This is a genomic window from Klebsiella sp. 4_1_44FAA (assembly GCF_000238715.1).
Lineage (GTDB): Bacteria > Pseudomonadota > Gammaproteobacteria > Enterobacterales > Enterobacteriaceae > Klebsiella > Klebsiella pneumoniae.
In genome coordinates this window covers 312,924-338,278 of sequence record NZ_JH414802.1, presented here as the reverse complement: position 1 = coordinate 338,278, position 25,355 = coordinate 312,924, and the positions used below count along the sequence as shown (strand labels likewise).

At 52.8% G+C, this 25,355-nt stretch carries 33 protein-coding genes and 3 pseudogenes; 17 read left to right on the top strand and 19 right to left on the bottom strand.

All coding sequences use genetic code 11. The features are described from left to right. Positions 1 to 63: 63 nt before the first annotated feature. Positions 64 to 570 (bottom strand): thiol peroxidase, encoded by a 507-nt coding sequence (gene tpx / locus HMPREF1024_RS08895; protein WP_004892702.1) that lies wholly within the window; start codon positions 568 to 570, stop codon positions 64 to 66. A gap of 102 nt (positions 571 to 672) precedes the next feature. Between tpx and ycjG the strand changes: the two genes are divergently transcribed. Continuing rightward, a complete protein-coding gene (ycjG, locus tag HMPREF1024_RS08900) occupies positions 673 to 1,638 on the top strand; it encodes an L-Ala-D/L-Glu epimerase (protein WP_004152133.1) in 966 nt (321 codons plus the stop codon). Here the strand turns inward: ycjG and mpaA are convergent. Beyond that, positions 1,635 to 2,342 carry a murein tripeptide amidase MpaA gene (gene mpaA / locus HMPREF1024_RS08905; RefSeq protein ID WP_009309083.1) on the bottom strand — a complete coding sequence of 236 codons (708 nt, stop codon included), beginning with the start codon at positions 2,340 to 2,342 and terminating at the stop codon, positions 1,635 to 1,637. The two genes, ycjG and mpaA, sit on opposite strands and share 4 nt — an antisense overlap. A 72-nt stretch (positions 2,343 to 2,414) precedes the next feature. On the opposite strand from mpaA, the gene HMPREF1024_RS31375 reads away from it, so the two are divergent. Together HMPREF1024_RS31375 and HMPREF1024_RS08910 are read left to right on the top strand one after the other, a co-directional pair. Continuing rightward, the gene (locus HMPREF1024_RS31375; protein WP_004148146.1) at positions 2,415 to 2,531 is read left to right on the top strand and encodes a hypothetical protein; all 117 of its coding nucleotides are present in this window, start codon (positions 2,415 to 2,417) and stop codon (positions 2,529 to 2,531) included. Next, on the top strand, positions 2,528 to 4,144 hold the full coding sequence (locus HMPREF1024_RS08910) for an ABC transporter substrate-binding protein (protein WP_004176446.1): 1,617 nt from the start codon (positions 2,528 to 2,530) through the stop codon (positions 4,142 to 4,144). Before HMPREF1024_RS31375 ends, HMPREF1024_RS08910 begins: the two co-directional genes overlap by 4 nt. Before the next feature lie 167 nt (positions 4,145 to 4,311). Here HMPREF1024_RS08910 and HMPREF1024_RS08915 read toward each other — a convergent pair whose 3' ends face one another. After that, positions 4,312 to 4,698, bottom strand: a complete 387-nt coding sequence (locus tag HMPREF1024_RS08915) for a VOC family protein (protein ID WP_009309082.1) — start codon at positions 4,696 to 4,698, stop codon at positions 4,312 to 4,314. Positions 4,699 to 4,928: 230 nt separating this feature from the next. Here HMPREF1024_RS08915 and HMPREF1024_RS08920 point away from each other — a divergent pair, with 230 nt between their 5' ends. Then, entirely contained in the window at positions 4,929 to 5,762 is an 834-nt protein-coding gene (locus HMPREF1024_RS08920; protein ID WP_009309081.1) for a DUF6216 family protein, read from the top strand. A gap of 124 nt (positions 5,763 to 5,886) precedes the next feature. Here the strand turns inward: HMPREF1024_RS08920 and HMPREF1024_RS08925 are convergent, their stop codons facing one another. Next, positions 5,887 to 6,771 (bottom strand): LysR family transcriptional regulator, encoded by an 885-nt coding sequence (locus HMPREF1024_RS08925; protein WP_009309080.1) that lies wholly within the window; start codon positions 6,769 to 6,771, stop codon positions 5,887 to 5,889. Between the two features lie 172 nt (positions 6,772 to 6,943). On the opposite strand from HMPREF1024_RS08925, the gene HMPREF1024_RS08930 reads away from it, so the two are divergent. From HMPREF1024_RS08930 to HMPREF1024_RS08945, 4 genes and pseudogenes are all read left to right on the top strand, one after another. Then, positions 6,944 to 8,080 carry an alpha/beta hydrolase gene (locus HMPREF1024_RS08930; protein ID WP_004888562.1) on the top strand — a complete coding sequence of 379 codons (1,137 nt, stop codon included), beginning with the start codon at positions 6,944 to 6,946 and terminating at the stop codon, positions 8,078 to 8,080. A gap of 72 nt (positions 8,081 to 8,152) precedes the next feature. After that, complete coding sequence (locus HMPREF1024_RS08935; protein WP_009309078.1) at positions 8,153 to 9,355, top strand: MFS transporter; 1,203 nt, start codon at positions 8,153 to 8,155, stop codon at positions 9,353 to 9,355. A gap of 78 nt (positions 9,356 to 9,433) precedes the next feature. Next, positions 9,434 to 10,303, top strand: coding sequence for an aldo/keto reductase (locus HMPREF1024_RS08940; protein ID WP_009309077.1), 870 nt, complete (start codon positions 9,434 to 9,436; stop codon positions 10,301 to 10,303). Between the two features lie 230 nt (positions 10,304 to 10,533). Beyond that, positions 10,534 to 10,779: pseudogene (locus HMPREF1024_RS08945) on the top strand (ATP-binding protein); the annotation flags it as partial. A gap of 70 nt (positions 10,780 to 10,849) precedes the next feature. On the opposite strand, the gene HMPREF1024_RS29050 reads toward HMPREF1024_RS08945, so the two are convergent. After that, entirely contained in the window at positions 10,850 to 11,038 is a 189-nt protein-coding gene (locus HMPREF1024_RS29050; protein WP_004176439.1) for a hypothetical protein, read from the bottom strand. Between the two features lie 300 nt (positions 11,039 to 11,338). Then, positions 11,339 to 12,253, bottom strand: coding sequence for a LysR family transcriptional regulator (locus HMPREF1024_RS08950; protein ID WP_004176438.1), 915 nt, complete (start codon positions 12,251 to 12,253; stop codon positions 11,339 to 11,341). Positions 12,254 to 12,361: 108 nt separating this feature from the next. On the opposite strand from HMPREF1024_RS08950, the gene HMPREF1024_RS08955 reads away from it, so the two are divergent. Both HMPREF1024_RS08955 and HMPREF1024_RS08960 read left to right on the top strand, forming a co-directional pair. Beyond that, positions 12,362 to 13,123: an SDR family NAD(P)-dependent oxidoreductase gene (locus HMPREF1024_RS08955; RefSeq protein WP_004176437.1), complete on the top strand. Its 762-nt coding sequence runs from the start codon at positions 12,362 to 12,364 to the stop codon at positions 13,121 to 13,123. A 216-nt stretch (positions 13,124 to 13,339) separates the two neighbouring features. Next, positions 13,340 to 14,872, top strand: a complete 1,533-nt coding sequence (locus HMPREF1024_RS08960; protein WP_004183778.1) for an HD domain-containing protein — start codon at positions 13,340 to 13,342, stop codon at positions 14,870 to 14,872. A 198-nt stretch (positions 14,873 to 15,070) separates the two neighbouring features. Here HMPREF1024_RS08960 and HMPREF1024_RS08965 read toward each other — a convergent pair whose 3' ends face one another. Continuing rightward, positions 15,071 to 15,583 carry a DJ-1/PfpI family protein gene (locus HMPREF1024_RS08965; protein WP_048980164.1) on the bottom strand — a complete coding sequence of 171 codons (513 nt, stop codon included), beginning with the start codon at positions 15,581 to 15,583 and terminating at the stop codon, positions 15,071 to 15,073. Positions 15,584 to 15,815: 232 nt separating this feature from the next. Here HMPREF1024_RS08965 and HMPREF1024_RS08970 point away from each other — a divergent pair, with 232 nt between their 5' ends. Further along, positions 15,816 to 16,997 (top strand): site-specific integrase, encoded by a 1,182-nt coding sequence (locus HMPREF1024_RS08970; RefSeq protein WP_023304713.1) that lies wholly within the window; start codon positions 15,816 to 15,818, stop codon positions 16,995 to 16,997. On the opposite strand, the gene HMPREF1024_RS08975 is transcribed toward HMPREF1024_RS08970, so the two are convergent. The 12 genes from HMPREF1024_RS08975 to HMPREF1024_RS09020 all read right to left on the bottom strand — a co-directional run bounded on the left by HMPREF1024_RS08975 (position 16,978) and on the right by HMPREF1024_RS09020 (position 22,189). After that, on the bottom strand, positions 16,978 to 17,169 hold the full coding sequence (locus tag HMPREF1024_RS08975) for a hypothetical protein (RefSeq protein ID WP_009309074.1): 192 nt from the start codon (positions 17,167 to 17,169) through the stop codon (positions 16,978 to 16,980). The genes HMPREF1024_RS08970 and HMPREF1024_RS08975 overlap by 20 nt on opposite strands. A gap of 120 nt (positions 17,170 to 17,289) precedes the next feature. Continuing rightward, a complete protein-coding gene (locus tag HMPREF1024_RS08980) occupies positions 17,290 to 17,808 on the bottom strand; it encodes a hypothetical protein (protein WP_032451391.1) in 519 nt (172 codons plus the stop codon). A gap of 104 nt (positions 17,809 to 17,912) precedes the next feature. Next, positions 17,913 to 18,740: an SPFH domain-containing protein gene (locus HMPREF1024_RS08985; RefSeq protein ID WP_004152154.1), complete on the bottom strand. Its 828-nt coding sequence runs from the start codon at positions 18,738 to 18,740 to the stop codon at positions 17,913 to 17,915. After that, positions 18,737 to 18,931 (bottom strand): hypothetical protein, encoded by a 195-nt coding sequence (locus tag HMPREF1024_RS08990; protein ID WP_009309071.1) that lies wholly within the window; start codon positions 18,929 to 18,931, stop codon positions 18,737 to 18,739. Before HMPREF1024_RS08990 ends, HMPREF1024_RS08985 begins: the two co-directional genes overlap by 4 nt. Further along, on the bottom strand, positions 18,928 to 19,353 hold the full coding sequence (locus tag HMPREF1024_RS08995) for a hypothetical protein (protein ID WP_004152156.1): 426 nt from the start codon (positions 19,351 to 19,353) through the stop codon (positions 18,928 to 18,930). Before HMPREF1024_RS08995 ends, HMPREF1024_RS08990 begins: the two co-directional genes overlap by 4 nt. Continuing rightward, complete coding sequence (locus HMPREF1024_RS30725; RefSeq protein ID WP_004177208.1) at positions 19,350 to 19,568, bottom strand: hypothetical protein; 219 nt, start codon at positions 19,566 to 19,568, stop codon at positions 19,350 to 19,352. The genes HMPREF1024_RS08995 and HMPREF1024_RS30725 overlap by 4 nt, the downstream gene beginning before the upstream one ends. Next, complete coding sequence (locus tag HMPREF1024_RS09000; RefSeq protein WP_009309070.1) at positions 19,540 to 19,797, bottom strand: hypothetical protein; 258 nt, start codon at positions 19,795 to 19,797, stop codon at positions 19,540 to 19,542. The genes HMPREF1024_RS30725 and HMPREF1024_RS09000 overlap by 29 nt, the downstream gene beginning before the upstream one ends. Positions 19,798 to 19,800: 3 nt before the next feature. Then, positions 19,801 to 20,136 carry a hypothetical protein gene (locus tag HMPREF1024_RS09005; RefSeq protein WP_009309069.1) on the bottom strand — a complete coding sequence of 112 codons (336 nt, stop codon included), beginning with the start codon at positions 20,134 to 20,136 and terminating at the stop codon, positions 19,801 to 19,803. Then, positions 20,117 to 20,326 carry a hypothetical protein gene (locus HMPREF1024_RS29045; RefSeq protein ID WP_009309068.1) on the bottom strand — a complete coding sequence of 70 codons (210 nt, stop codon included), beginning with the start codon at positions 20,324 to 20,326 and terminating at the stop codon, positions 20,117 to 20,119. Before HMPREF1024_RS29045 ends, HMPREF1024_RS09005 begins: the two co-directional genes overlap by 20 nt. Positions 20,327 to 20,923: 597 nt before the next feature. Next, positions 20,924 to 21,100 carry a hypothetical protein gene (locus tag HMPREF1024_RS31370; protein WP_009309066.1) on the bottom strand — a complete coding sequence of 59 codons (177 nt, stop codon included), beginning with the start codon at positions 21,098 to 21,100 and terminating at the stop codon, positions 20,924 to 20,926. Continuing rightward, entirely contained in the window at positions 21,097 to 21,309 is a 213-nt protein-coding gene (locus HMPREF1024_RS09015) for a hypothetical protein (RefSeq protein WP_009309065.1), read from the bottom strand. Before HMPREF1024_RS09015 ends, HMPREF1024_RS31370 begins: the two co-directional genes overlap by 4 nt. Positions 21,310 to 21,472: 163 nt before the next feature. Next, positions 21,473 to 22,189: a helix-turn-helix transcriptional regulator gene (locus HMPREF1024_RS09020; RefSeq protein WP_009309064.1), complete on the bottom strand. Its 717-nt coding sequence runs from the start codon at positions 22,187 to 22,189 to the stop codon at positions 21,473 to 21,475. Between the two features lie 316 nt (positions 22,190 to 22,505). On the opposite strand from HMPREF1024_RS09020, the gene HMPREF1024_RS30720 reads away from it, so the two are divergent. From HMPREF1024_RS30720 to HMPREF1024_RS09040, 6 genes and pseudogenes are all read left to right on the top strand, one after another. Beyond that, positions 22,506 to 22,769 (top strand): hypothetical protein, encoded by a 264-nt coding sequence (locus HMPREF1024_RS30720; RefSeq protein ID WP_032409417.1) that lies wholly within the window; start codon positions 22,506 to 22,508, stop codon positions 22,767 to 22,769. A gap of 93 nt (positions 22,770 to 22,862) precedes the next feature. Continuing rightward, the gene (locus HMPREF1024_RS0126905; protein WP_032409419.1) at positions 22,863 to 23,051 is read left to right on the top strand and encodes a DUF4222 domain-containing protein; all 189 of its coding nucleotides are present in this window, start codon (positions 22,863 to 22,865) and stop codon (positions 23,049 to 23,051) included. Beyond that, positions 23,048 to 23,878: a helix-turn-helix domain-containing protein gene (locus HMPREF1024_RS09025; protein WP_009309063.1), complete on the top strand. Its 831-nt coding sequence runs from the start codon at positions 23,048 to 23,050 to the stop codon at positions 23,876 to 23,878. Before HMPREF1024_RS0126905 ends, HMPREF1024_RS09025 begins: the two co-directional genes overlap by 4 nt. An 11-nt stretch (positions 23,879 to 23,889) precedes the next feature. Then, the gene (locus tag HMPREF1024_RS09030; RefSeq protein ID WP_009309062.1) at positions 23,890 to 24,768 is read left to right on the top strand and encodes an ATP-binding protein; all 879 of its coding nucleotides are present in this window, start codon (positions 23,890 to 23,892) and stop codon (positions 24,766 to 24,768) included. Continuing rightward, positions 24,765 to 25,046, top strand: a pseudogene (locus tag HMPREF1024_RS09035) (DnaB-like helicase N-terminal domain-containing protein); the annotation flags it as partial. The gene HMPREF1024_RS09030 and the pseudogene HMPREF1024_RS09035, both read left to right, overlap by 4 nt. A gap of 68 nt (positions 25,047 to 25,114) precedes the next feature. Beyond that, positions 25,115 to 25,355: pseudogene (locus HMPREF1024_RS09040) on the top strand (transposase); the annotation flags it as partial.

Here is a 25,355-nt window from a genome sequence, read left to right as displayed (position 1 = left end):
GGGCAGATCGAGGGCTGGGCAGATCGAATGTCCGCGAGCGCGATGCGCCCGGGCAATCTGTTATCAGGCTTTCAGGGCGGCCAGCGCGGCGTCGTAGTCCGGCTCTTCGGTGATTTCGTTCACCAGCTGGCTGTAGACGACCTGATCGTTTTCATCGATAACGACCACCGCACGGGCAGCCAGGCCAGCCAGCGGACCGGTGGCGATGGCGACGCCGTAGTCAGCGAGGAAGGACGTGCCGCGCAGCGTGGACAGGGTGACCACATTGCTCAGGCCTTCCGCGCCGCAGAAGCGGGACTGGGCGAACGGCAGGTCAGCGGAAATGCACAGCACTACGGTGTTGTCCAGTTCAGCGGCCAGCTGGTTGAATTTACGCACTGATGCGGCACACACGCCGGTATCAATGCTCGGGAAAATATTCAGTACTTTACGTTTGCCGGCGTACTGGCTCAGCGCGACGTCAGAGAGATCTTTGGCGACCAGCGTAAACGGCTGCGCTTTAGCGCCTGCCTGCGGAATGGTGCCCTGAACAGAAACGGGGTTGCCCTGGAAATGCACGGTTTGTGACATGGTTATCTTCCTGTTTACATATAGTTAACGTCGCGAGTAGTGTATGACATCCGCCAGCTACACGGCAAACCCTATTTAACATTTACCAGAGAGGACAAGGGAATGCGTAACGTGCGAGTGTATGAGGAAGCCTGGCCGCTCCATACCCCTTTTGTGATCGCCCGCGGTAGCCGCAGCGAGGCAAAAGTGGTGGTAGTGGAACTGGAAGAGGACGGCGTGAAAGGGGTAGGCGAATGCACACCCTATCCCCGCTATGGCGAGAGCATCGCCTCGGTCATGGCCCAGGTGATGGCGATCGGCGAGCAACTGGAGGCGGGGCTTACCCGCGAACAGCTGCAGCGGCTGCTGCCGGCAGGCGCCGCCCGCAATGCCATTGACTGCGCGCTATGGGATCTGCAGGCCCGGCGCGAAGGCAAAACCTTGGCCCAGCTGTTGGGCGTGGCGTTGCCTGACCGGGTGATTACCGCCCAGACGGTGGTCATTGGCACGCCGGATCAGATGGCGGCCAGCGCCGCGGCGCTGTGGCAGGCAGGGGCCCAGCTGTTGAAGGTGAAGCTCGACGATCGACTGATCAGCGAGCGGCTAATCGCTATCCGCCAGGCGGCGCCGGAGGCTACGCTGATTGTTGATGCCAATGAATCCTGGCACAGCGAGGGGCTGGCGGCGCGCTGTCAGCTGCTGGCGGACCTCGGTGTGGCGATGCTTGAGCAGCCGCTCCCCGCCGACGACGACTCGGCGCTGGAAAACTTCGTTCATCCGCTGCCGATTTGCGCCGACGAGAGCTGCCACACCCGGGAGAGCCTGCCGCGGCTGCGCGGGCGCTATGAGATGATCAATATCAAACTGGATAAAACGGGCGGCCTGACCGAAGCGCTGGCTCTGGCCGGGGAGGCGGAACGGCAGGAATTTGAACGGATGCTGGGCTGTATGCTCTGCACCTCGCGCGGGATCGCCGCCGCGCTCCCTCTGGCGCCGCTGGCGCGCTTCGCTGACCTCGACGGCCCGACATGGCTGGCGGTGGACGTTGAGCCGGCGCTGCGGTTCAGCACCGGCGTGCTTCATCTTTAAGCCTGCCAGCGCAGCAGATCGGTCATCGCCGGCAGGTAACACTCCGTTGCCTCGTCGGCGGAGACCGGCGGGAACTCGGCGGTGATGCAGGGGAGTCCGATATCGGCGCACCAGCTGCCAAAGGAGCCCGGCGTGTCGTAGCCCACGCTGCCCACCAGCGGCAGGGAGAAGGCGTCGGCCAGCCAGCGACCCAGCGGGCTGTGGCCCGGATCTTCGATACAGGCCAGCGGATCGTGAAAGGAGACCACCCACGCCGGATGAATCTGATGGATCAACTGACACAGGGCCTCGGTCTCCCGTTCCGAACCCGGCTGCTCACCGGTCAACAGCACCACGTCGCGCTCCGCCGCCGCGCTATTCCAGCGGTAAACCGTTTCCCCTTGCTTCCAGTTGGCTGCCGGAAAGTTACGGTTGAGGTCAACGCCGCGGGCATTGGCGCGCAGCCCGAGCTGACAGCCGTCAGGATTGACCGTCAGCACCACGTGGTGGCGGCGCAGCTCGGGTTTCAGGGTGCGCAGGGCGCAGGAGAGGGTCACAATCGACGAATTCTCATCACCGTGGGTACCGGCAATAATCAGCCCGCTACGGCTGTCGGCCTGCGGCGCAGGAAACCACAGCAGCGGCGCGCCCAGTTCCGAGCTGCCATACTGCCGGGTTCCCGGCGGAAAGTCGCCGCGCTGCGGGCGAGGACGTGAAATAGACATAGGGCTTCCTGTGTGTCGTTATTATTTAGTGTTGGCGAAAAGCGTATCGGGATCAAACCCATTCCCTGAGGCGTGAAATCCGACGGCACATCAATTTTCTATCATATGTCGTTTGCAATTTCAGGTGATGAAACAAATAATTATCGCTCTGTTGGCGGTATTTTTTTCATTTTAAAGGGGATCTTATGAAGTATCCTGTCGCTTTGACATGCGGCGCGCTGTGGTTAGCCAGCGTATCTTCTCTGGCCTGGGCGGCTGACGTACCGCCGGGCACGGTACTGGCGGAAAAACAGCTGTTAGTGCGCCATATCAAAGATGAACCCGCCTCGTTAGATCCCGCCAAAGCGGTGGGCCTGCCGGAAATCCAGGTGATCCGCGATCTGTTTGAAGGTTTAGTCAATCAGGATGCGAAAGGCAACCTGGTTCCAGGCGTAGCGACCCGCTGGCAGAGCAACGATAACCGCGTCTGGACCTTTACCCTGCGTGATAACGCCCGCTGGTCCGACGGCACGCCGGTTACCGCCGAAGATTTCGTCTATAGCTGGCAGCGTCTGGTGGATCCGAAAACCACTTCGCCGTTTGCCTGGTTCGCGGCGCTGGCGGGGATCGCTAACGCGCAGAACATTATTGACGGCAAAGCCGCGCCGGAGACCCTGGGAGTCACCGCCGTCGACGCCCACACCCTGCGGGTGCAGCTGGATAAACCACTGCCGTGGTTCAGCAACCTGACCGCCAGCTTTGCCTTCTATCCGGTGCAAAAGGCGAATGTCGACAGCGGGGCGAACTGGACGCGGCCCGGCAGCCTGGTGGGCAACGGCGCCTATGTTCTGAAAGACCGTGTGGTCAATGAGAAGCTGGTGGTGGTGCCGAACACGCACTACTGGGATAACGCCAAAACGGTGATCCAGCAGGTCACCTTTGTGCCGATTAACCAGGAGTCCGCCGCCACCAAGCGCTATCTTGCAGGGGATATCGATATCACCGAGTCTTTCCCGAAAAATATGTACCAGAAACTGCTGAAGGATATTCCGGGGCAGGTGTATACCCCGCCGCAGCTGGGTACCTACTATTACGCTTTCAATACCCAAAAGGGGCCGACGGCGGATGAGCGGGTACGGCTGGCGCTGAGCATGACCATCGATCGCCGGGTGATGGCGGAGAAAGTACTGGGGACCGGGGAAAAACCGGCCTGGCGCTTCACGCCGGACGTGACGGCGGGCTTCACCCCCCAGCCGTCACAGTTTGAGAGCATGAGTCAGGCTGAGCTTAATGCCCAGGCGAAAGCCCTGCTGGCTGCCGCGGGCTATGGCCCGAATCGTCCGCTGAAGCTGACGCTGCTGTATAACACCTCTGAGAACCACCAGAAAATTGCCATCGCGGTGGCGTCGATGTGGAAGAAAAACCTCGGCGTGGAAGTGAAGCTGCAGAACCAGGAGTGGAAAACCTATATCGACAGCCGTAACACCGGCAATTTCGACGTGATCCGCGCTTCGTGGGTGGGAGACTACAACGAGCCGTCCACCTTCCTGTCGCTGCTGACCTCCACCCACAGCGGAAATATCTCGCGCTTTAACGATCCGGCGTACGACAAAATCCTCGCCCAGGCGGCGGTAGAGAATTCGGCCAAAGCGCGTAACGACGATTACAACGCGGCGGAAAAGATCATTATGGTCAAAGCGCCGATCGCGCCGATCTACCAGTACACTAACGGCCGATTGATTAAGCCGTGGCTGAAAGGCTACCCGATCACCAACCCAGAAGATGTGGCCTACAGCCGTACCATGTATATCGTGAAGCACTAACCGATCGTGGTTGCCTGAAGATGTCAGGCAACCATCGCTGAACTCCGAGCTGGCGCGGCTTGCAGCGCCAGTTTTTCCTGCTCTCCTTCTCGCGCCACAGTAGAAAGTCTCACTTTTCTGGCAGTATGGCCGACTGATGCCAGGTTCTACCATCTGGTCGCGAAGCATCAGAAGATCTCATCCGCCGGGTTTTTATCATGATGCTCAACGTATTCGGCAATCATGCCATCCGGATGCCGAACCAGCATGTTCCAGCCGGTGGGCACGGCCTTCACCGGGTTGATAATCGTTGCCCCGGTGGAAGGCAGATGTTTCTCCCAGGCGGTAATGTCGTTTACCAGAAAAGTGGCCTCGGTGGCGCGAAACGGAGCCAGGCTTTGCTCGGTTCCGCCAATTAAAAGCACGGAACCCACCTGCGCCAGTTTGAGATCGTATTTGGGATAGTCGAAACGCAACCTTGCCTTCTGCGCGATGAGATTTTCGTAGAACGAAACGGTCTCTTCAAAGCGGGCAATCAGCACGCATCGACGGATCAGGATATTGAGGACTTTCATTATATCTCCTTCGCCATTTTCTCAGAGATAGCGTAGCAGCACTGAGGTGGAATGTAAGGCTCAAGTAGCAGAAGAGCGTGACGTATAGTTGTGGCCTGCGTATAAGAAGATATCGGCAATGACCTTGTGCGCTGGATAAGAAAAGTTGCAGTTAAAAAATATTTATTTTGTAATGATGCTGTGGTGTGATTGCTGAGCATACGATTAGCGGGATGATTAAGAGGGGCTAGATGGAAAGTTTAATTTCTTCGATATGGAATTTTGATGGACTGATAAATAGCGCGTTAATTTTTGTTACTTTTGGTTTATTAGGAGGGTTTATCTGGAAACGGGCAGGATCCGCATATTCTTTATTGAACCGGCTATGGGAGTTCTGCCTGGGAGGGAAAACGTTTCACGACGGTAAAATAAATGCATATTTCAATGAGAGAAATGATGTTGAACGTTTTAATGTTTTATTTAATGTCGGCGCAAGAAATAAAGAAGAGATCAAGTCACTGATTAACTGGACGAAAAAGAAAAATATAGATATTCGTCATGTCACAGCCGCGAAAGGGTGGTTTGAAATATCAACGCTTAAGGCAATAAAACCATTATTTATCGCTAATGTTGGTGTATTTTTCTCTTGTGTGTTAACTATGCTGCTATTATCAAATTTTATGTTGCTGGCATTGAAGCCATCCGCACTAGTACGATTAGGCGACGACAAGTCATGGGTTTGGATTAATGATCATATTGCTGAGAGTTCGATCTGGACCAATAATTACCTTCCCCTGAACTGGACTGAGTGGAAGCTCGATAAAAAACAGTGTGAAAGTGAAGATTTCGATAAAACGGTTTTCTCAGAAAAAGCGGGGATAAGTGTGCGCTCGGTTGACAGGATTTGTGAGAACTTTTCAAGTGGTTCGTTGAGTGATACTATAAATAATATTATTAAAAATCAAAAACTGGCATGGGTTTTGGCTATTTACCCCTTCATCTTTACGATTATTTGCTTTTTTAGCTTGTTACGCAGAGGTGCTGCTTCTAAACTTTATAATGAAGTACATAACTCACAAAATTAATATTTATATAAATTCATTTTCGTCTGGCATTACTGTTTGCATCGATCGGAATTAAATGACAGGTCCGAGTACAGAAGCTGTCACCGGCCGCTACCGGTTGCCTGCTGCCTGCAGGCAACCTCAGCTACATTCGCAATGTATCAATGACCGCTCTCAGCGCGGGCGACACATTGCGGTGCGGGTAATAGAGAAATGAACCTTCCAGACGCTGGCTATAACGCTGGAGCACCCGGATAAGTGTGCCCTGGGCTAGATCGTCGGTAATCAGCTCTTCCGGGACATAGGCCAGCCCCAGACCGAGCCTCGCCGCTTTGGCCTCCATATAGCTATCGGCGAAAGCCCACTGTCCCTGAGGTGGGTGGGTGATTTTTTTGCCATCCACATTAAGTTCCCAGGCGTAAAGGCTACCGTCGCCGAACTGATAAGCGATGCAGGGGTGGGCGACTAAATCGGCGGGCGTTTGTGGAAAGCCGTAGCGGCGAAAATGTTCCGGGGTACCCACCACCGCCATCTCCATATCGGGCGAAATGCGTACCGCAATCATGCCGCTTCCGACTTCCGGGCCCAGACGTACGCCCGCATCAAATCGCTGCGCAATAATATCGACAAACCGGCTTTCGCTGATCAGTTCCAGTCTGATATCGGGATAGCGTTGTTTAAATACTGCCAGCTTCGGCAGCAGGACTTTATCAATGGCATGCTGGCTGGCATTGATGCGTACCGTACCGGAGGGCGTCTGACGATAGTGGGCCAGCGTGGCGAGCCCCATATCTAAGGCGTCGAAACCGGATTCGACGTTGTGATAGAGCTGCTCACCTGCCTGAGTGAGCGACAACCGGCGGGTGGTACGCACCAGAAGCTGAACGCCCAGGCGTTCTTCAAGTTCACGAACCGCACGGCTTATCCCGGACTGCGCCAGGCCAAGTCGTTGCGCTGCGGCGGTAAAACTGCCTTCCCGCACCACCTGCATAAACAGATAAAGGTCATTATAGTTTTCCCGTTTCGCCATACTCCCGCCTCGTCATCCGCATGTCATTTAGAACAATATGGTATTAATCTTAGCATTTTTCGCCCCCTAATAAGAACCATTACTGCTGGCTAAACTAAGTGCACGACAATAAAGCAAAGCTGCATTGTCTACTGGAGACTTGCATTGATCACGTTCATTTAGGGGAATTTTGATGACGGTTTTCACCAAAAAATTGACAGCCGCGATACCCGCCATGCTGCTTTGCGCCTCATTAACTGGAGTCACAACGATGAGCTCTGCTGAGACAACTAACCCGAATGCGCCTGTTTCAATGATTGAAAAATGGGACAAAACTTTTGCTGAGAGTTCGAAAGTGGATCACCGTAAGGTGACCTTCCTGAACCGCTACGGGATAACCTTAGTTGGCGATCTCTACCTGCCGAAGGATCGCGGTGAACGCAAACTGGCAGCTATTGCCGTGAGCGGTCCCTTCGGCGCGGTAAAAGAGCAGTCCAGCGGCCTGTATGCCCAGACGCTGGCCGAACAAGGTTTTGTCACCCTGGCATTTGACCCATCGTATACGGGCGAAAGCGGTGGCTACCCACGCAACGTGGCCTCACCGGATATCAATACCGAGGATTTTAGTGCCGCGGTGGACTTTCTGGGCCTGCAAAAAGAGGTGGATCGCAACCGTATCGGTTTGCTCGGCATTTGTGGCTGGGGCGGTATGGCCCTGAACGACGCGGCGATGGATACACGCGTCAAAGCGGTGGCGACCAGCGTCATGTATGACATGAGCCGCGCGATGGGGCATGGAGTGGGCGATGGCAAAGACCGCTATACCACTGCCGATCGTCGCGCCGTACTGCGCTATCTGAACGTGCAGCGCTGGAAAGATGCGGCAAACGGCACCTTCGTCCCCGGTGGGCATGACATTTATGTTGATGATAAGGGCAACGTCAGCGCTGCCGATCGTATTTTGCCGGAAACCTTGCCCGCCAACCCCAACCCGGTCCTGAAAGAGTTTTTCGATTATTACCGTATGCCGCGTGGTTTCCATCCGCGTTCGGTTAATTCAACCGGGGCCTGGAATGCGACGATGCCGCTGTCGTTTATGAATATGCCGCTGCTGAGTTACGCCAGCGAAGTGACTATTCCGACGCTTATCGTGACCGGCGAAAAAGCCCATTCACGCTATTTTGCCGAAGATGCCTTTAAGGCCATCGGCAGTAAAGAGAAAGCGCTGGTGATTGTCCCAGGCGCAAACCACGTCGATCTCTATGACAACGTCGCGGGCAAAATTCCCTTTGCGACGTTCGCGCAATTTTTTAAAACCAACCTGAAATAGATCTCCTGTGCCGGAGACATCCCCAAAGCCGCCACGCGCCTGCGGGCGGCTTTGTCTTGTCGGAGAGAAATAATGTCTGCATTAGGTCACACCCGGGCACACTGGAGCGGCGTCCTGGCGATGACGCTCTGCGTATTTGTGCTCATTGCCTCAGAATTTATGCCGGTCAGTCTGTTGACACCCATCGCGGGTGATTTACACATTACCGAGGGATTAGCCGGTCAGGGCATTGCGCTTTCTGGCGCGCTGGCGGTACTGACCAGCCTGACGATATCCCGTCTTACCGGATCGCTGGACCGTAAATGGCTGCTGCTGGGGCTCACGGCGTTGATGGCAGCCTCTGGGGTGATTATTGCCCTGGCGTCCAGTTTCCCGGTTTATATGCTGGGCAGAGCGCTCATTGGGATCGTCATCGGCGGCTTCTGGTCGATGTCGGCGGCAACGGCCATTCGGCTGGTGCCGCAACGCCAGGTCCCCCGCGCACTGGCCATCTTTAACGGCGGCAACGCGCTGGCCACCGTTGTGGCAGCGCCGCTGGGCAGCTACCTGGGGGCCACCGTCGGCTGGCGCGGCGCCTTTTTATGTCTTGTCCCGCTGGCGGTGCTGGCCTTCGTCTGGCAATGCATTAGCCTGCCGTCGATGAAAAGTCCGCGCGCACCACAGCGGCAGGGATCGGTGCTGCGTCTGTTCCGTCTTTCTACGCTATCCCTGGGATTGCTGGCCTGCGGACTGTTCTTTATGGGACAGTTTACCTTATTTACCTATGTGCGACCGTTTCTGGAGACGGTGACCCAGGTCAGTCCTTCTGGTCTGTCCCTGATATTGCTGACAATGGGTATCGCCGGTTTTATCGGCACGCTGCTTATTACGACCGTTCTGAATGCCCGATTTTATCCGACGCTGGTGGCTATCCCGTTGTTAATGGCCGCAATTGCCGGAACGCTTCTGCTGGCCGGACACCACACGGGATCGGTCGCCGTACTGTTAAGCCTGTGGGGCCTGCTGGCGACGGCGGCGCCCACCGGCTGGTGGACATGGATTGCGCGGACGCTGCCCGAGGATGCGGAGACGGGCGGCGGGCTGATGGTCGCCGTGATCCAGCTATCGATAGCCCTCGGGTCAACGGTAGGCGGCCTGGTGTTTGATAGTCTGGGATGGCACAGCACTTTTGCACTGAGCGGTCTGTTACTGCTGGGCGCGGCAGGGGGGACTTTTCTGCTCTCTGTCAAAATCAGATCATCTCAGCGCACTGCGATTAATGAATTGAATGCATAAGTCAAATCAGGAATGACAGGCTAATCGTGACCGCGTTCCTGTCTTACCATGGTGTTTTAACAAGAGGGGAGCTTCACCGTGGAATATTCAGTATTAAGTAACGCTCGCAAAATGCCGATGCTGGGTTTCGGCGTTTTCAAGGTGACCGATAAAGCGGAGTGTAAGCAGGCGGTGTTGAACGCCATTCGCACCGGTTATCGCCTCATCGATACCGCTGCCGTCTACGATAATGAAGATGCGGTGGGTGAGGCCGTGCGCGAAGCCATCGCCGAAGGTCTGTGTACCCGCGAGGCGCTGTTTATTACCTCCAAACTGTGGGTCCAGGACATGGCCAACACCGGGATGGCGAAAGCCGGGATTGCCGCGTCATTAAAAAAATCGGGCCTGGAATACTTTGATCTTTATTTGCTACATCAGGCGATGGGCGATTATTTCAGCGCCTGGCGTGCGCTGGAAGAGGCCTATGAGGCCGGTACCCTGAAAGCGATCGGCGTCTCCAATTTTTACCCCCATGTGTTAGCTAACTTCTGCGAAACTGTCAGAATTAAGCCAATGGTGAACCAGGTTGAACTGCATCCTTATTTCGCGCAGCCCGCGGCGCTGGAAGCCATGAAGCATTATCACGTTCAGCCTGAAGCGTGGGCGCCGTTAGGCGGTGGCAGACATAATCCGTATCAAGATGCATTGCTGCAGGGGATCGCCGATGCGCACCAGAAAACCATTGCGCAGGTTGTTCTGCGCTGGAACGTGCAGCGTGGCGTCACGGTGATCCCTAAATCCACCCGCCAGGAGCGCATTGAAGAAAATTTTGCTATCTGGGATTTCGTATTAACAGATAACGAAATGGCGCAAATCAGCGCCCTGGATTTAGGCTATGTTGGCGAAGCGGTAAAACACTTCAACCCTGAGTTCGTTCGCGGATGTCTGGGGGTGAAAATCCACGACTGACCGCGGCACCGATTGGCTCCATCTTCATCTCCCCGCCTGCGCCGCGGCGACGGGCTCGGTATGCTGGTTAGCACCCACGTGTTTGCCGCGACGGTTGTCAATGCGGTAGTCGATCGTCACGGGCAGCTGACTGGTGACAGTTGATCCTCTGGCCGGTGACATGTCGGTTGGATGCTTCCGTCGCAGTGGCCTTTAAAGCGGCAGTCTCCCGGGAAATTTTCGCTGCCAATGACCGCGTGACGCTGCGCTTTATCGATGCGGGAGAGATCTTTCCTGCCGAACGCCTGGCGCTGGCGCGTAACGATGAGCACTTTGATGTCGATCCGTTAGCTGAAGGCGGCAGGGGCTTGCGGCTTATTCTGCGTGCGGTGGACTATTTTAATGTGGAAACTGGCGCCGGGGAGAACGTGACTACCCTGATAGAAGCGTTGCCTGATACCCGCCTAAGCCATGCCACCGACGATCGCTGCGGGTGAGGGAACAGATGTTGCCCCCGGGCGAATCACCGGGGAAATTTCCCCACCCGCGTTCACCGGCTTCATCATCTTATTGCTGTGCCTGGGCAGCGGAGTGCACGCCCAGGTGATGAGGACGGATGGTATCTAATGTCATCATGGCTGATTTGCAGAAAATGCATTTCGCACCAAAAGGGTTTTTTTCAGTGACGTCAAACTGGGACGTTCTGTACTGGGAGCCATGGCAGCATGGGCATCTAAAATGGATATGTTCGATCATAATGTAAACCTTGTATGGGTGATGTTCTGTTGAAAAGACAATGGTCGTTTCAGGAAAATTAACGCGGCTGATTTTAGTTGGTGGTAAGCCGGGTTTTGGGTCAGATGGCGGACTTTTTAAGGAGTCGACAAGGATCTGACAGGGCCTGTTTACAGAAAAAGCAAACTACTAACGGGACTGCTCAAAGGAAGGTGGTATCAGGGATAACGCCTGGAGATGAGAACACGTACTCAGATAATAACTTTTTGTCTGGTAAATCGACTCAACGATTAACGCACGTGCCGTGAATAATAGCAAACGTTATTTTAGCCTTCCGGATGCCTGCTGCGCCAGGGGAGGCTTCATCAGCGCCGTCACCCAGTCGATAAATACCTGTACCCGGGCAGAGAGCTGCCGATTACTGGGATAGAGCAGGGAGAGCGGCAACGGCGCAGGACGAAAATCGGCCAGCACTTCCGTTAACGCGCCCGACGCCAGATCGGCCTCAAGGCGGGGCAAGGGCGCCTGATACAGGCCAAAGCCAAGCCTTGCCGCTTCGGCGCCGACGTCGGCATCGGAAGTCAGCAGCCGACAGGGCAAACTGACCTCGCTCTGACGGCCATCCTGGGTAAAGCTCAGCGGCAAGGTACGTTGCGTGCGCGATGAAACAAACCCGATCATCACGTGGCCCGTCAGTCCTTCAATCGTATGCGGGGTGCCGTACCGGGCGAGATAGGTCGGGCTGGCGCAGGTGATCTCCTGCAACCCGGCGAGCGGCCGGCAGATCATCTCGCTGTCGGGGAGATGGCCGCCGCGAATGACGCAGTCGACTCCCTCGCGAACCAGATCGACGTCACGCTCGCTTTCGCCGATCTGCAGCGTAATGTCCGGGTAGCGGGCGAGAAACTGCGGCAGCGCGGGCAGAAGCAGGGTCCGCGCCAGGTTGCCCGCCACGTCTACCCGAATGGTGCCGGAGATGCTCCCCCCGGCGCTGCGGTTGGCCTCCTCAAGGGCCGCCAGAATGGACACGCAGCGCTGATAATACAGCGAGCCTTCTGCCGTCGGCCGTACGTGCCGGGTGGTACGATGTAGCAGCCGCGCCCCGAGACTGACCTCCAACGCTTTAATAGCCGCGGTCGCTACTGGCCGGGAAACCCCCAGATCCGCGGCGGCGGCACTGAATGAGCCCCGTTCGACGATGCGCACAAACAAGGTCAGAGTATCCAGTTTATCCATGACATTGTTCCAGCTGGCAAAACTATCCTGTCGCCCAACGCGGTCTTATCGTCGGCATTCAGGGGCTTATAATCGCTCATGTTTTCAGCAGAGAGAAAAGGAGAAAACATGAACAATAGCGCAAAAATCGCCCTGGTGACAGGCGGCAGCCGCGGCCTGGGACGCGCGACCGTCGAAGCGCTGGCACAGCGCGGCGTAAATGTAGTACTGACCTACAAAACGCGTCTTGCCGAGGCGAACGAGGTGGTTACACGGGTTGAAGCACTGGGCGCCCGGGCGATCGCGTTGCCTTTCAGCGCCGGCGAAATCGACACCTTTGACGCATTTGTTAGCGCTTTTCAGGGCGCGCTGACGGAGCTGGGTGCCGATAAATTTGATTATCTGGTCAATAATGCCGGCAACGCCAGCGGCATGGGATTTCTTAACGCCACGGAAGCGGAATTCGATGCGCTGTATCGCATCCACGTGAAGAGCGTTTTTTTCCTCAGCCAAAAACTATTGCCGCTGCTGGCCGATGGCGGGCGAATAGTGAATGTCTCGTCCGGCCTCACCCGCATCGTGATGGCGAACCGGGCGCCCTATGCGATCATGAAATCCGCGGTGGAAACCCTGACTCGCTATATGGCGTTTGAGCTGGGCAGTCGCGGGATCACGGTGAACTGCGTGGCGCCCGGCGCCATCGCCACCGATTTCAGCGGCGGGGTGGTGCGGGATAACCCGCAGGTCGCTCAGGCGGTGGCGAATATGACGGCGCTGGGCCGACCTGGCCTGCCAGAGGATATCGGGCCGATGATCGCCTCGCTGTTATCCGATGATCATCGCTGGGTGAATGCCCAGCGAATTGAAGTGTCCGGTGGAATGCGCATCTGAGCGAAGAAAACCGGGGCTGTTTTCATCCGTAGTCAATCGATATGTCAGTGAATGCCGATATAGCGCGACCCTGTGCAGAGATAAGGAAATAAAGATCTGCCGCATTGCTCGTTAAATATTAGTGATTGACCTTATTGCCTGAATGCGCAAGATTATTGTTGAATAAACAGTCAATATGCTAAATATATTTAATGCACGTATGAAAGGATTTAAGATATGGATTTTGAAAATGAATTGACCAGTAAGATCCTTGATCCCATTCACGGCACTATTCGTTTGACGACACTCGAGATTGCCTTTATCAATCACCCCCTGTTCCAGCGCTTACGCAACATTAAACAGAACTCTTTTTTATATAAGGTGTTTCCCTCTGCGGTGCACAGCCGCTTCGAACACTCTCTCGGGGTGCTGCATTTATCAAGTGAAATACTCAATAATTTACGCCTGAATGCGATACGGTATCAAAAGAAATATGATGATGGCCATGTGTTTGGTCATATCGATCAGATACCAAAACACAACATTCAGGAGTTGAGACTCGCTGCCCTGATGCATGACATCGGGCATGGGCCTGTATCCCACCAGTTTGAGAGTTTTATGCCTGGTAAGCACGAATTCTCCGATGTTCTCCCCACAGCCTACCATTCAATCATTGATGTATTAAGCAAGCCAGAACAGAAAGTTGAACATGAACAGCTTTCGCTGTTGTTCAGCCTGATGATTTATCATGATCTGAGAAAACAAGGTAAGGTCGATGACGAAATAAATATCGAAAATGTGTTAAAAATCATCGAAAAAAGATACGGTGACCAACAGATCATTGAGGAAATTAATGGAAAGGCAACAGATATCCTGCCGTTAATGACCTCGATCATCTCTTCCTGTCCGATCGATGCCGACCGGATGGATTACTTGCTCAGAGATGGCTATTTCTCCGGCGTCAAGTGTGGCATCTACGATTACAATCGCTTGTTTATGTCAATTGTCCCGGTCGAGGAACAGGGAAAATTGTACCTTGCTTACAAAGAGAGTGGGATTGATTCGATCGCTGAGTTTATTGGGGCGCGCTCCAGCCTTTTCTCGCAGGTGTATTACCATAAAACAAACCGCGCCTTTGCGACGATGTTGAGCACATTATGTGAGATTATGCAAAGCAAGGATCCACAAAATGTCATTATCGCTGACGTTACCGACCGTATCGTTGACCATAGCGATGAAAGCTTCATCGACGCGCTGAAGGAGTTTTATTTGGCGTGCAGTGATGATTATTTTTTGAATGACAAGGTTGGTGAATGGATAGATATCAGCGATACCGAGGCGGTTAATAAAAAAATACTTGATGACATTATTAACCGACACCCATGGTCGAAGGTCTATGAGGCCAAACACTCTGTGTATAAAGCTAACATCGCTGACAAGGAAAATAAGGCGTGGAAGAGTCAACTCACCGGGTTATTGACTTCTGTATTACAGCCTCATTTCAAACCACATGAATTTGCCGTTGATATTGTCTCCGACTGCGCCTTTAAAGACCTGGATAAAACCGAAGTTAAGCTTTTGGTGAAAGATCTTAAGAACCGCTACGAAATAAAACCGTTAATTGAATGTGGTGATAAGTTAAATCAGTATCAAATCATCAAATATTGCATTCGGGTATTTGTTGACCGCGATATCAAAGAACGCGTAACTCCTGAAATAATCTATAAAATCAATGAAATAGTGGTCAAGCAGATCGCGTTGCTGAATTGATGATGCCCGTCAGGGCAGCGATAAATCTTTCAGGGGCTGTTTTTTTAACCGGCCCCTGAAGATAAGCGGTAAATCGTGGCGCATCCCCGCCATCGGCATAACATACAACAGCGTGTTTACCCGAGACTAAACACCGCGCTGAGGCATAGATTCCCGCAGGGGAGCGGGTGGCTCAATAAAAACGCCGGCTCAGTATGGTTATTCCGCCAGCAGGGCGGCGAATTTCGCCAGCCACTGTGGATGAGCAGGCCAGGCGGGGGCGGTAACCAGGTTACCGTCCACATGCGCCTGGTCGATACCAATATCCGCATAGTGCCCGCCGCTCAAACGCACTTCCGGGGCGCAGGCGGGATAGGCGCTGCAGGTCCGTCCCTGCAGAATACCGGCGGCGGCCAGCAGCTGCGGGCCGTGGCAGACGGCGGCGATAGGTTTACGCGCGGCGTCGAATGCCTGTACCAGTTTAATAACCTCCTCGTACAGGCGCAGATACTCCGGCGCCCGGCCGCCGGGGATCACTAGCGCATCGTAGTTCTCGGCCTTTACTGCGGCGAAGTCAGCGTTCAGCGTGAAGCGATGGCCCGGCTTTTCGCTATAAGTCTGGGCGCCGTCAAAGTCATGGATTGCGGTCATGACATAGTCGCCAGCGGCTTTATCCGGGCAGACGGCATCGACCTGGTGGCCAATCATCTGCAGTGCCTGAAAAGGAACCATCGTTTCGTAATCTTCGGCAAGGTGTGGTCTTTGTACATTGTTGATACTGTACGGCCAAAGATGAACATGGTTAGCTATTTATGTATATGACTTATAACTATTATTTCTTTTTTTCTGTCAAGTTATGAACATGGTTGTACATGATTTGATATTGTTGTTTATGTTCGTTCATGCGATATTGAGTACAGAATAAGTACATAAAATACCAAAATGGTGAGTACAGAAAACTAACATGGCAATCAGTGACACAAAGCTCCGCTCTATCTATGGTAAACCATATTCCGGGCCTGCTGAAATTACGGATTCAGACGGGCTTGGAATTCGCATAACCCCCAAAGGCGTGATCAGCTTTCAGTTTAGGTTCCGATGGGAAGGGAAGCAGAACCGAATGGGGCTCGGGCGTTACCCAGCGCTGACCCTGCGCGATGCCCGCAATATCGTTGCAGACCTGAGGGAGTCGGCAGACAAAGGCATTGACCCCCGAACGCTGGCTGGTGGCAACAAATCCAAGAGTAAGCCAACGGTAAAGGATTGCCTGGATTACTGGAAAGAAAATTACGTGGACGTAACGCTAAGAGCTAAGACGATAGCGCTTTATAAATCAACGGTTATAAAGCATATGCGCGACGCTTTTCCCGGCATTCCGGTTGAGGATATCCCTGTCCGCTTGTGGGTAGAGAGGTTTACCGAAGAGGAGAAAATCAACCCTCGCCGAGCCCGGCATTTATTGATACAGCTCAGGTCTGCCATTGGTTGGTGTACGCGCCGACAATTCATTAGCACAACCGAACTCATGCTTTTGCAGCCGAAAGATATCGGTGTTAAACCGGTGATTGGGGAGACCACGCTCAGCTATAACCAGCTTGCCAAAATCTGGATGGCTATAGAAAGAAGTCGTGGGTCAACTTCTAACCGATTGCTTCATCAACTGCTAATGCTGTACGGCGCCAGGAATAGCGAACTTCGGCTGGCTATAAGGGGGGAGTTTGACCGAGAGGAGGGGTTATGGGTTGTGCCGGCAGAGAAAAGTAAAACCAACAAAATTATCAGGCGCCCCATTTTCTCCGCCGCAGATGATTTGCTGAAAAAAGCTGAAATGACGTATGGGGATATACTTTTCCCTGGCGAGGATCTGAAAAGCCCCATTACTATTTCTGGTGCAAATAAATTTCTCAGAAGAATCAAGGACTCGTTGGGGTTTGGTGAGTTTACTTCACATGATTTTCGGCGCACATTGGCAACCCGGCTATCCGAAGAGGGTGTTGCTCCGCACGTCATCGAAAAGATGCTGGGGCATGAACTTGGCGGCGTGCTTTCTGTCTATAACAAGCATGACTGGATTGCCGAACAGAAAGACGCCTATGATCTGTATGCTGAAAAGATATTCTGGCATATCAGGAGGATTTCTGGTTGATTCCCCCGTTTAAGATCCACTCCACAATAGCAGAGCGCAGATATTGCTTAGGATAGGTCCGGACCGGTTTGGGGAAATTATAGCGCTCGGTGTATTTGCGGATGGTCACGCGTGAAGATACTCGGATCATCCGCATTGCCTCTTCCTCGTCAATCATTTCAATGTCTACCATATAACCCACCTCATACCACTTTCAGGCCACGACAGTGGCACCAGACTTCATAATTAATTACCGGCAGTTTCAGTTCCAGCCGTACCCGTTGCTCATCGTTTGCTGTCATCATCATTCCCCTCAATGCATAATCGGTGCTTCTGGCACACCTTCGATCTGGATGTGTTCGATAAAGCTGTCATGGAGGAGGTTAAGCCCCTCCCGGCCAAGTGCTGATAACCTGAACCCAAATTCTTCGTCAGCAATAACCATGTCCTGATACATCCGCAGCGCCAGCTGCTGGCCAACTTCTGGGCCGTATTTCTCAATGGCGCCGGCCTCAATATGGTTAGCGAGTGCAAAGCGCTCCGGCCCGGGGTAGACGCTGATTGCCCCGCGCTCTCCCACATAGATAACGGCTGTATCAACGCCGCCTTCGTCGTTCGGAACGTCGATAGTCCCGTTTTTCTCCAGCTCCTCAGTGATGAACACGGCAGCCAGTAACCAGCGCCAGAGGATCAACTCTTTTTCGATATTGAGCGTGATCCAGTTGCTTTCTACCGCTTCCATGATGCAGGCCAGAATTTCCATTCCATCGGCAAGGTGTTTGTCATAGCGACCGTTATCCAGCAGGCGAATAGCAGCGGAGTAGCCAATCACCCGGTTTCCAGACCGGATCCCTGTTGAGGTTGGTTCCGGGTTAAGCATGTTCTGAAGCATTGCGAACCTCTCATATGTGCCCGGCTTGTCGCCGGGCTGGTGGATCATTTAACCTGGATAAAAGGGGTGTTTGTTCCGCTGGTCATGTACTGGGGCAGGGTGCCATTCCATTTGTTGATGGCCTCCAGTTGCAGTACCTCAGGGTTCTCACGCAAGGCCTGCCCACGGATCTGGATAGACTTTGCTTCTGCTTCAGCCAATTTCAGCTTTGCATCCGCCTGGCCATCGGCTTCGGCTCGTAACATGTTGGCTTCAGCTTCACGTTGTTTAACTTCCTGCTCGCGCTGCAGCGTCTTCTGGTTGGCCGTAACTTTGGCGTTGATGCTTTCGATCACTGTCGGCGGGTATTCCGGACGGCCAACGTAAGAAAGGCTGATCACCTGGATACCAACCGGCCCCATATCGGACTGGATCTCTTTCAGTGCGTTTTCAAGCAGCTCAGCTTTCCCGCCGTCAATGAATTTATCGGTGCTCATCCGACTTGCGAGACGATTAAGGGCGTCAGCAATTTTCTGCCGCAGGTCGGTGTCGGTGATGTCGTCCACGCCTTTACGGTAGGTCTGGAAAACGGTTGTAACTTTGGTCGGATCAACCTTGTACGCGACCCCGATGTGGTAGCCGATGGTGGTGCCATCGCTCATCTGGAAGTTGAAAGCGTCTTCATACGTTTTCATCTGCTTGAAGGTCGGAAAGATATAAACCTCGGTATTCCAGCCGGTCCAGTAGCGTCCGACTCCGACGACTTCACCGACGCCTTTATCGTCACCCAACTTATTCACCTTGATACCCACGTTGCCGGGCTCAACTCGATCGCAACCAACAAGGCCGATGGCAGAGAGTGCGATAATTGAAGCCATAATTGCTTTTTTCATTTCTTTTCCTTCGTTACGGTAAGCACAAGACCCTTACAAATGGCGTAGATGCACGGCGGGGTCAGAATCGCCAGGGCAAAACCGGATATAACTGCTGTCGTGTCCTTCATCGAAATGAGGATCGGAACGAACAGCCCATAAACGCTGGCGACAATCACCACCGATAGAACAACGCGTAAGTAAGCAATCATCGACTCAGCCCTCCAGGCTTACAGGCCTGTAGTTCTTCGCGCTCTTTCACGTAGCGGTCGTGCATGGCATCCCACTTTTTGCACCACTTTTGCATTTCTCTTTTGCGGGCGAGGATGCGACGCAGCCGGCGAACGGTGCGCTGGTGGGCGTTAAAATACTCAGTGGTCACGGCGCCACGTTGCCAGCTACTCAGTTCTGGATTCAGTGGATGAATTACCTGCACGTCCGGATAACGCTGCTTGAAACCAGAACGCCCAAAAGCTCGGGAGGTCATGAAGAACGCCAGGTAACGAATTGCGGTATCCCGGCTGAAGCACCGCTTCATGCGTCCGTGGCGGATCGCGGCGAACAGATCACCAACTGGCGTTGGGTGCTTTTGCAACGCCAGGTCAATGGCGCTGACAGTTCTGTTGTCAATCATTTGTCTTTCTCCCGGTTATAGGTTTCATGACTCATAACTTCCCAGTTCCGGCCATCATCTTTCGATAACAGGCGCCAGCGTGGGTTAACCTTCAGGCTGAGGTAGCCGGTGCGGCGCATTCGCCGCGGGAATATCCGCCGGCGCCGATATCGCAGCAGGACCTGCAGCGCCTGCAGGTGTACCCGCTCAGGAATGCGTATTGCTGTCAGTGCCACAGTGATCCTCCGTCTCGGGTGCGATTACCTGATATCCAGCTTCCTGAGCCAGATCGAGAAACGCCTCGAGTGAGCAAAACATGTCTTTTTCTCGCAGTGGGTACTGCCTGACGAACTCGCCATCTTTCAGTTCGATCACCACTCGCCCGGTAAAACCCGGCTCACAACTTAATTGCACCATTGGTGGGGGAGCGGGAATAAGTACGCCACGATATTCAATCATTCTCATTATTTAGCCCTCGGCTTTTAATGACTGTTCGGCCAGCGTGGCAATGAGTGCATTCATAAAGTCCACACCATCGGGCGTTAATTTATTAACGCCCATGCAATTCGAATAATGTTCAGAAATTAAATTTTCTGCCTGCTCGCGTTTGTGGGTGTCATAAATCATCGCTTCGAAAAGTTTGATTAATGATTTTGTTAAAATATCTTCATCAAGTTCAACGGGTAACGTTGTTCCATCGTCCATTTTTACGAGCTGAAAATAACTCCCAGTCCTTCGCATCATTGAATCAAGCTTGGCGCGAACGAGGTGACGGCGACGCGTTTCAATCAGATTTGTTTTCACGGCGCTTCTCCTCGGCCTCTATCCAGACAGAAATATTTGATGCGATATTTAGCGCCAACCCCAGCAATGCTTCGGTCTGAGGAGGGTTCATTTTTTTAAAGCAAAGATGCATCAAATCTAAGAGTTCATTCAGGTTATTAGCCTCAGTTACAACTTCTTCAATACTTGTGCTGGTTGCTGGATTCCACATAATTACCTCCCATACGCTTTGCGCAGATAAAGGCCTGCTATGATTTCGTGTCCATTAGCTGCATAAAGCAGGGCTGTTTTATATGCGTTACGGTCGACGATGAAACTCATAATAGACCTCTCGATGAATTCAGGGTGTAAGATTCCCCACCGCTTAAGGTGTTAATTAAACTCGCTTTGATTAATTCAATTTCGCTTCGATGTTTTTCAGTTCACTGCAAACCTTAATCGCATAGTCAAAAATTGCAGCTGCCATATACATTGCGGGTTTACCATTGTCGCAATCTGTGAAGTAAAACTCGTTATAAATATGCGCAAGCTCTTCGAGTTTTCTGGCTGTAATGGTCGCGTGAAATATCTCATCAGAAATATCGCTCTCACCATGTTCCCTTTGGGGGGGGCAGGAGAGTCGCTTAACGATTTGATATATTCGTTAGTGGTATCCAGGGTCTTCTTCATTGAGCGAATTAAGCAAGCCATTGCACAATCAGTTTCGTGATCTTCATTACTGTGCTTATAAATCAGCTCCAGAAGAACTGTGTTCTCGGCGATATCCGCCGCGACAATTTCTAACATCTGAATCGGACTGTTCATTTGTCTACCCTTTTATTTCTTCGATGGCGGCAGAGACATACATATCAACAAACTCAATTATGTTTATGCTGAGCTCTCTTTGCGTAGCGGTACCATCGAGCACGCGAGCCACACCGATAAGCAGATGGATGTTATTGAGGGCATCCGTAGCGTTAAGAGGTAAGTCTTCAAAGTCATTCATTTCTCAGCCCTCTCTTGTTGATAAATGACCTCGCTCATATAAACGTAAGCATCCCCCGCGAGTCTTTTAATAAGAGAGGCGATTGAAGAAAGTTCAGAATCCGCTAGTTGATGCGGGTGATCTTCCAGCAGTGAGCAAATTAATTCTGCCTGGAATGTTTTTTCCGCAGCTTCTTTAAACTGGTTGAATTCAGCAACTGACATTTTCATCTCATTGACTCCGTTGTTTGTCGATGAAGTAATTATGTACATCATGTTCATTTTTGGCAAGAACAAAATGTTCATTATTCGATTTGTAAAATGAACATTATGTATATGATTTTGATTTTGAAGGGAATTAATTAAAAAAAATCCCGGATTGTCCGGGATTATATTAGTGGCTGGGGTTTAGCTTGCTTTCCAAATCATCATCTTCTATGTGTCTGGATTGCTTGAGTATTCCAGCGACATATTCAAGCTTCTCGACTTCGTGGTAAGGCATTGTTATTGGCCTATGATCTTGATTGATGCTTGTAAACTGGTACTCACCATCACGGTCATAGCCTAATACCTTGATCATGTTGTGTCCGCTCTTAGTTCTAACGAACACCTCATCACCAGGGCAAACGTTTTTGTTTGGCTCGACTAACACAAATTCTCCTGATTGAATGCGTGGCCACATGCTGTCACCCCTAACTCTCAAGCCAAATGCATCAGGGTCATCGCTGTAAATTTTTAGCCAGCCGTCATTTTCTTCCACCATCTCAATGCTGCCGTCAGCGCCTAACATTGCTTCACCTATAACCCTGACAAGTCCATTTTTTATTTGACCTATGTACTCAATTGTATCTGAACCATGCCTGGTTGAAGTTTCAGCAATATCGCCATGTTGAAGCCAGAGCGGGTCTACCTTAAGGAATTTGGCTAGCAAGAAAATTTTATCTTGGCGCGGCATAGTCTCAGCATTAAACCACTTGCTGACAGCCTTAGGCGTTAACGACAGAGCCGAAGCGATGACTACACCACGCCCATGTGTATCGATCCCCGCTTTTTTACAGGCCAGTGCCAGCCTCTCGGAGAACTCTTTTCGCACTTTTTCATTTTGAACCATGTGTACACCCTATATCAACTTGCATGAACTTTCTATTCCATTTAATATGTACATTATGTTCATTTTGTCGTCGGGGTAAATATGTTTTCTCAAATACTGAGAGATGTTGGTTTAAGAAAGGTTTCCGAGGTTACAGGGAGGACTTTGCGCCAGGTATACAAGTGGGAGGTTCTGAACACACTTCCACGCAGCGATTTTACAGGCGAAACGTTCCTCGCGCGGGCAATTGCAGAGGCGTCTGGTGGGCTCTATTCAGAGCAAGAGGTGTTGGCAGCTGCGATCGAGGGGCGCCGCCAGCCCGCTACGAGGGCATGACATGTCACCCGAAGACTTCATTCGCAAGCACATCACGGCGGCGTTGATGGCCGAAGGCTTCTCTGAGAGTGCCGCAGGGGGGGGGGCTGAGCACGGCGTCGATTATTACCGGAGAAGCTCACAGGCGAGCAGGAAAGGGGCGATTTTCGATGATTGCCTCTACCGAGCTCGTCAGTGGGCTCTCGGGCAGACAACCACCGCAGAACGGAAAGCAGCAAAGAAAAAGCCGGGGCGAGCTGGTGGAGTTCATCCCGGCCTGTTCTGACTTCTGCTATGCACATCAAATCTACCTGGCGGGGTAAATTCATGAAAAACCTTAGCAGACAATCTGATTACAAATCAAGCGCTGGTGAGCTTAATGTTTCCAGAAACGGGCGGCATTAAGGCGCTGGACAGGCTGTATCACGATCCACGGGGGGTTGTCGTGCACGTCACCGGGTGGGATCGCGAAAAGCAGCAGGTTTATTTCACCAGACCGGGTTATCCGCATGAATGTATGCAGCCAGTCTGGAAGTTTCAACAGTACTTCACGAGGGTTTTGGTATGAGCATGGATCTGATGGTTCAGGCTATGAAAATTAAGGTCGGAAACCCTTTGCGCAAATTGGTTCTTCTTAAGCTGGCGGATAACGCCAGTGATCTCGGGGAGTGCTGGCCTAGTTACCAGCACATCGCTGACCAGTGTGAAATTAGCAAGCGTTCGGTGATGAATCACATCGAAGCGCTTTGTGAGTGTGGACTGATCAAAAAAGAGCTTCGGACAGGACCAAAGGGGAATTCCAGCAACGTGTATCAGCTCAATTTACGTAGTGCAGGAGATTCACCAGGGGGTAGTGCAAATCGTTCACTACCTGGTGCAGGAGATTCACTACCTGGTGCAGGAGATTCACCAGGGGGTAGTGCAGGAGCTGCACCCAGAATCAGTCACTCTTTTGAACCAGTCATTGAATCAGTCAATGAACCTATAAAACATACTGGCGCATCGGCTGACGCCTCTGCACCGGCTCGTTCTGCAAAACAGGATTATTCCCCTGAATTCGAAACAGCCTGGCAGGACTACCCCAAGCGAGCAGGTGGCAATTCCAAGGCGGCAGCCTGGAAAGCCTGGAAAGCCCGCCTGAAAGACGGGGTTAACCCTGAAGCGATGCTGGCAGGCGTTAAGCGCTATGCGACCTACGCCCGTGCAACCGGCAGTGTCGGTACACAGTACGTCAAGCAGGCCGCTACTTTCTTCGGGCCCGATCGTCACTTCGAAGAATCCTGGCAGGCGCCATCCGCTCCCGGAGGTGGGCACAACAGCACTATTGCCCGCCTGTCTGGACTGGGGCGCATGTCCGACGATTTTGGCGAGTCTGGTGAGAACCTGAATTTTTGAGTGAGGTGGATATGTTGAATTTGAATCAGCTCAAAGAGCGTGAAGACCTGAGAGCGCAACAGGAAAAACTCGGCGATGAACTGACTTTCGCTGAAGAGCATAAACTTCCATGGGGCTTCGAGGGCTGGAACTCGAATTACACCTGCACGATATCCTGTCCGGAGCATGGAGACTACGAACAGTTCACGCTGGTGGGCAAAGATTTTCGCGGAGCGGAGACTTTCAAACATTCCCGCTGTCCGGCCTGCATCCGGGCGGAGCAGACCAGAGTCAAATCCAGCCTGCGTAAACTTCACGTGGCCAGCCTGCTGAACGACGCGGGTATTACTCGCCGCTTTGGTGACTGCGAGTTTGAAAATTATCTGGAACTCAACCCTGAAGCCTCCCGCAACCTCGCAGCCTGCAGGCGCTACGCAAACAACTGGCCTGACGTTCTGGACGCCGGGAAAAGTCTGGTGCTGACAGGCAGCTGCGGCACGGGAAAAAATCATCTGGCGGTCTCTCTGGCGAAAAACATCATCCGCAACCATCTCGCCACCGTGGAACTGACCGATGTGATGCGTCTGACTCGTGCCGTTAAAAGCACCTGGCGCCACAATGCTGACACAACCGAAGAGAGCGTACTGGATCACTACGCTTCGCTGGATCTGCTGATTATCGATGAGGTAGGCGTGCAGTTCGGAAGCCCGGCAGAGATGACTATCCTGCACGAAGTGATTAACGCCCGCTATGAAAGCGTTCTGCCAACCATCCTGATCAGCAATCTGCCACCTGAGCAGCTGAAAGAGTTTATCAGCGACCGTATTTTTGATCGTGTGACTGACGGTGGGCGCAACTACCTGGTATTCAACTGGGCAAGTTTTCGTGGGAATAACGGGGGGCATGCATGACACCAGTCTGGCGTAACGACGAACTTGAAGAGGCGGTCATCGGCGCATTGTTTTTGCGCGGAGATGATCCTGAGGTGCTGGATGTTCTCTCCCGACTGCCTGCAAGCACCTTCTCAGTTCGTCAGTATCGGGAAATTTACACTGGCATCTGCCGACAGGCCCGCGGCGGCGGAGTAATTGATCCGTTACTGCTTTGCGAGTCGTTGCCGGCACTCCAGACCACAATTCTGGCAGCCACCCGTGTCAGTTGGGCGAAATCCGCGTTGTTATCTTACGTTGATTGATCCTACCCGCGAATAGTGGACACGCGACTAAGTGAGTAAACTCCCAGACAGAGGTATCTCACATGACTAAATCAGCAACCGTAAGTAAGAAACCACGTAAACAGCATTCGCCTGAATTCCGCAGCGAAGCCCTGAAGCTTGCGGAGCGCATCGGCGTTGCCGCTGCCGCCCGGGAACTCAGCCTTTACGAGTCTCAGCTATATACCTGGCGCAGCAAATTACAGCAGCAGAAAACGTCTTCGAACGGGAAAATGAGCTGGCCGCTGAAAATGCCCGCCTGAAGCGCCAGCTGGCAGAGCGTGA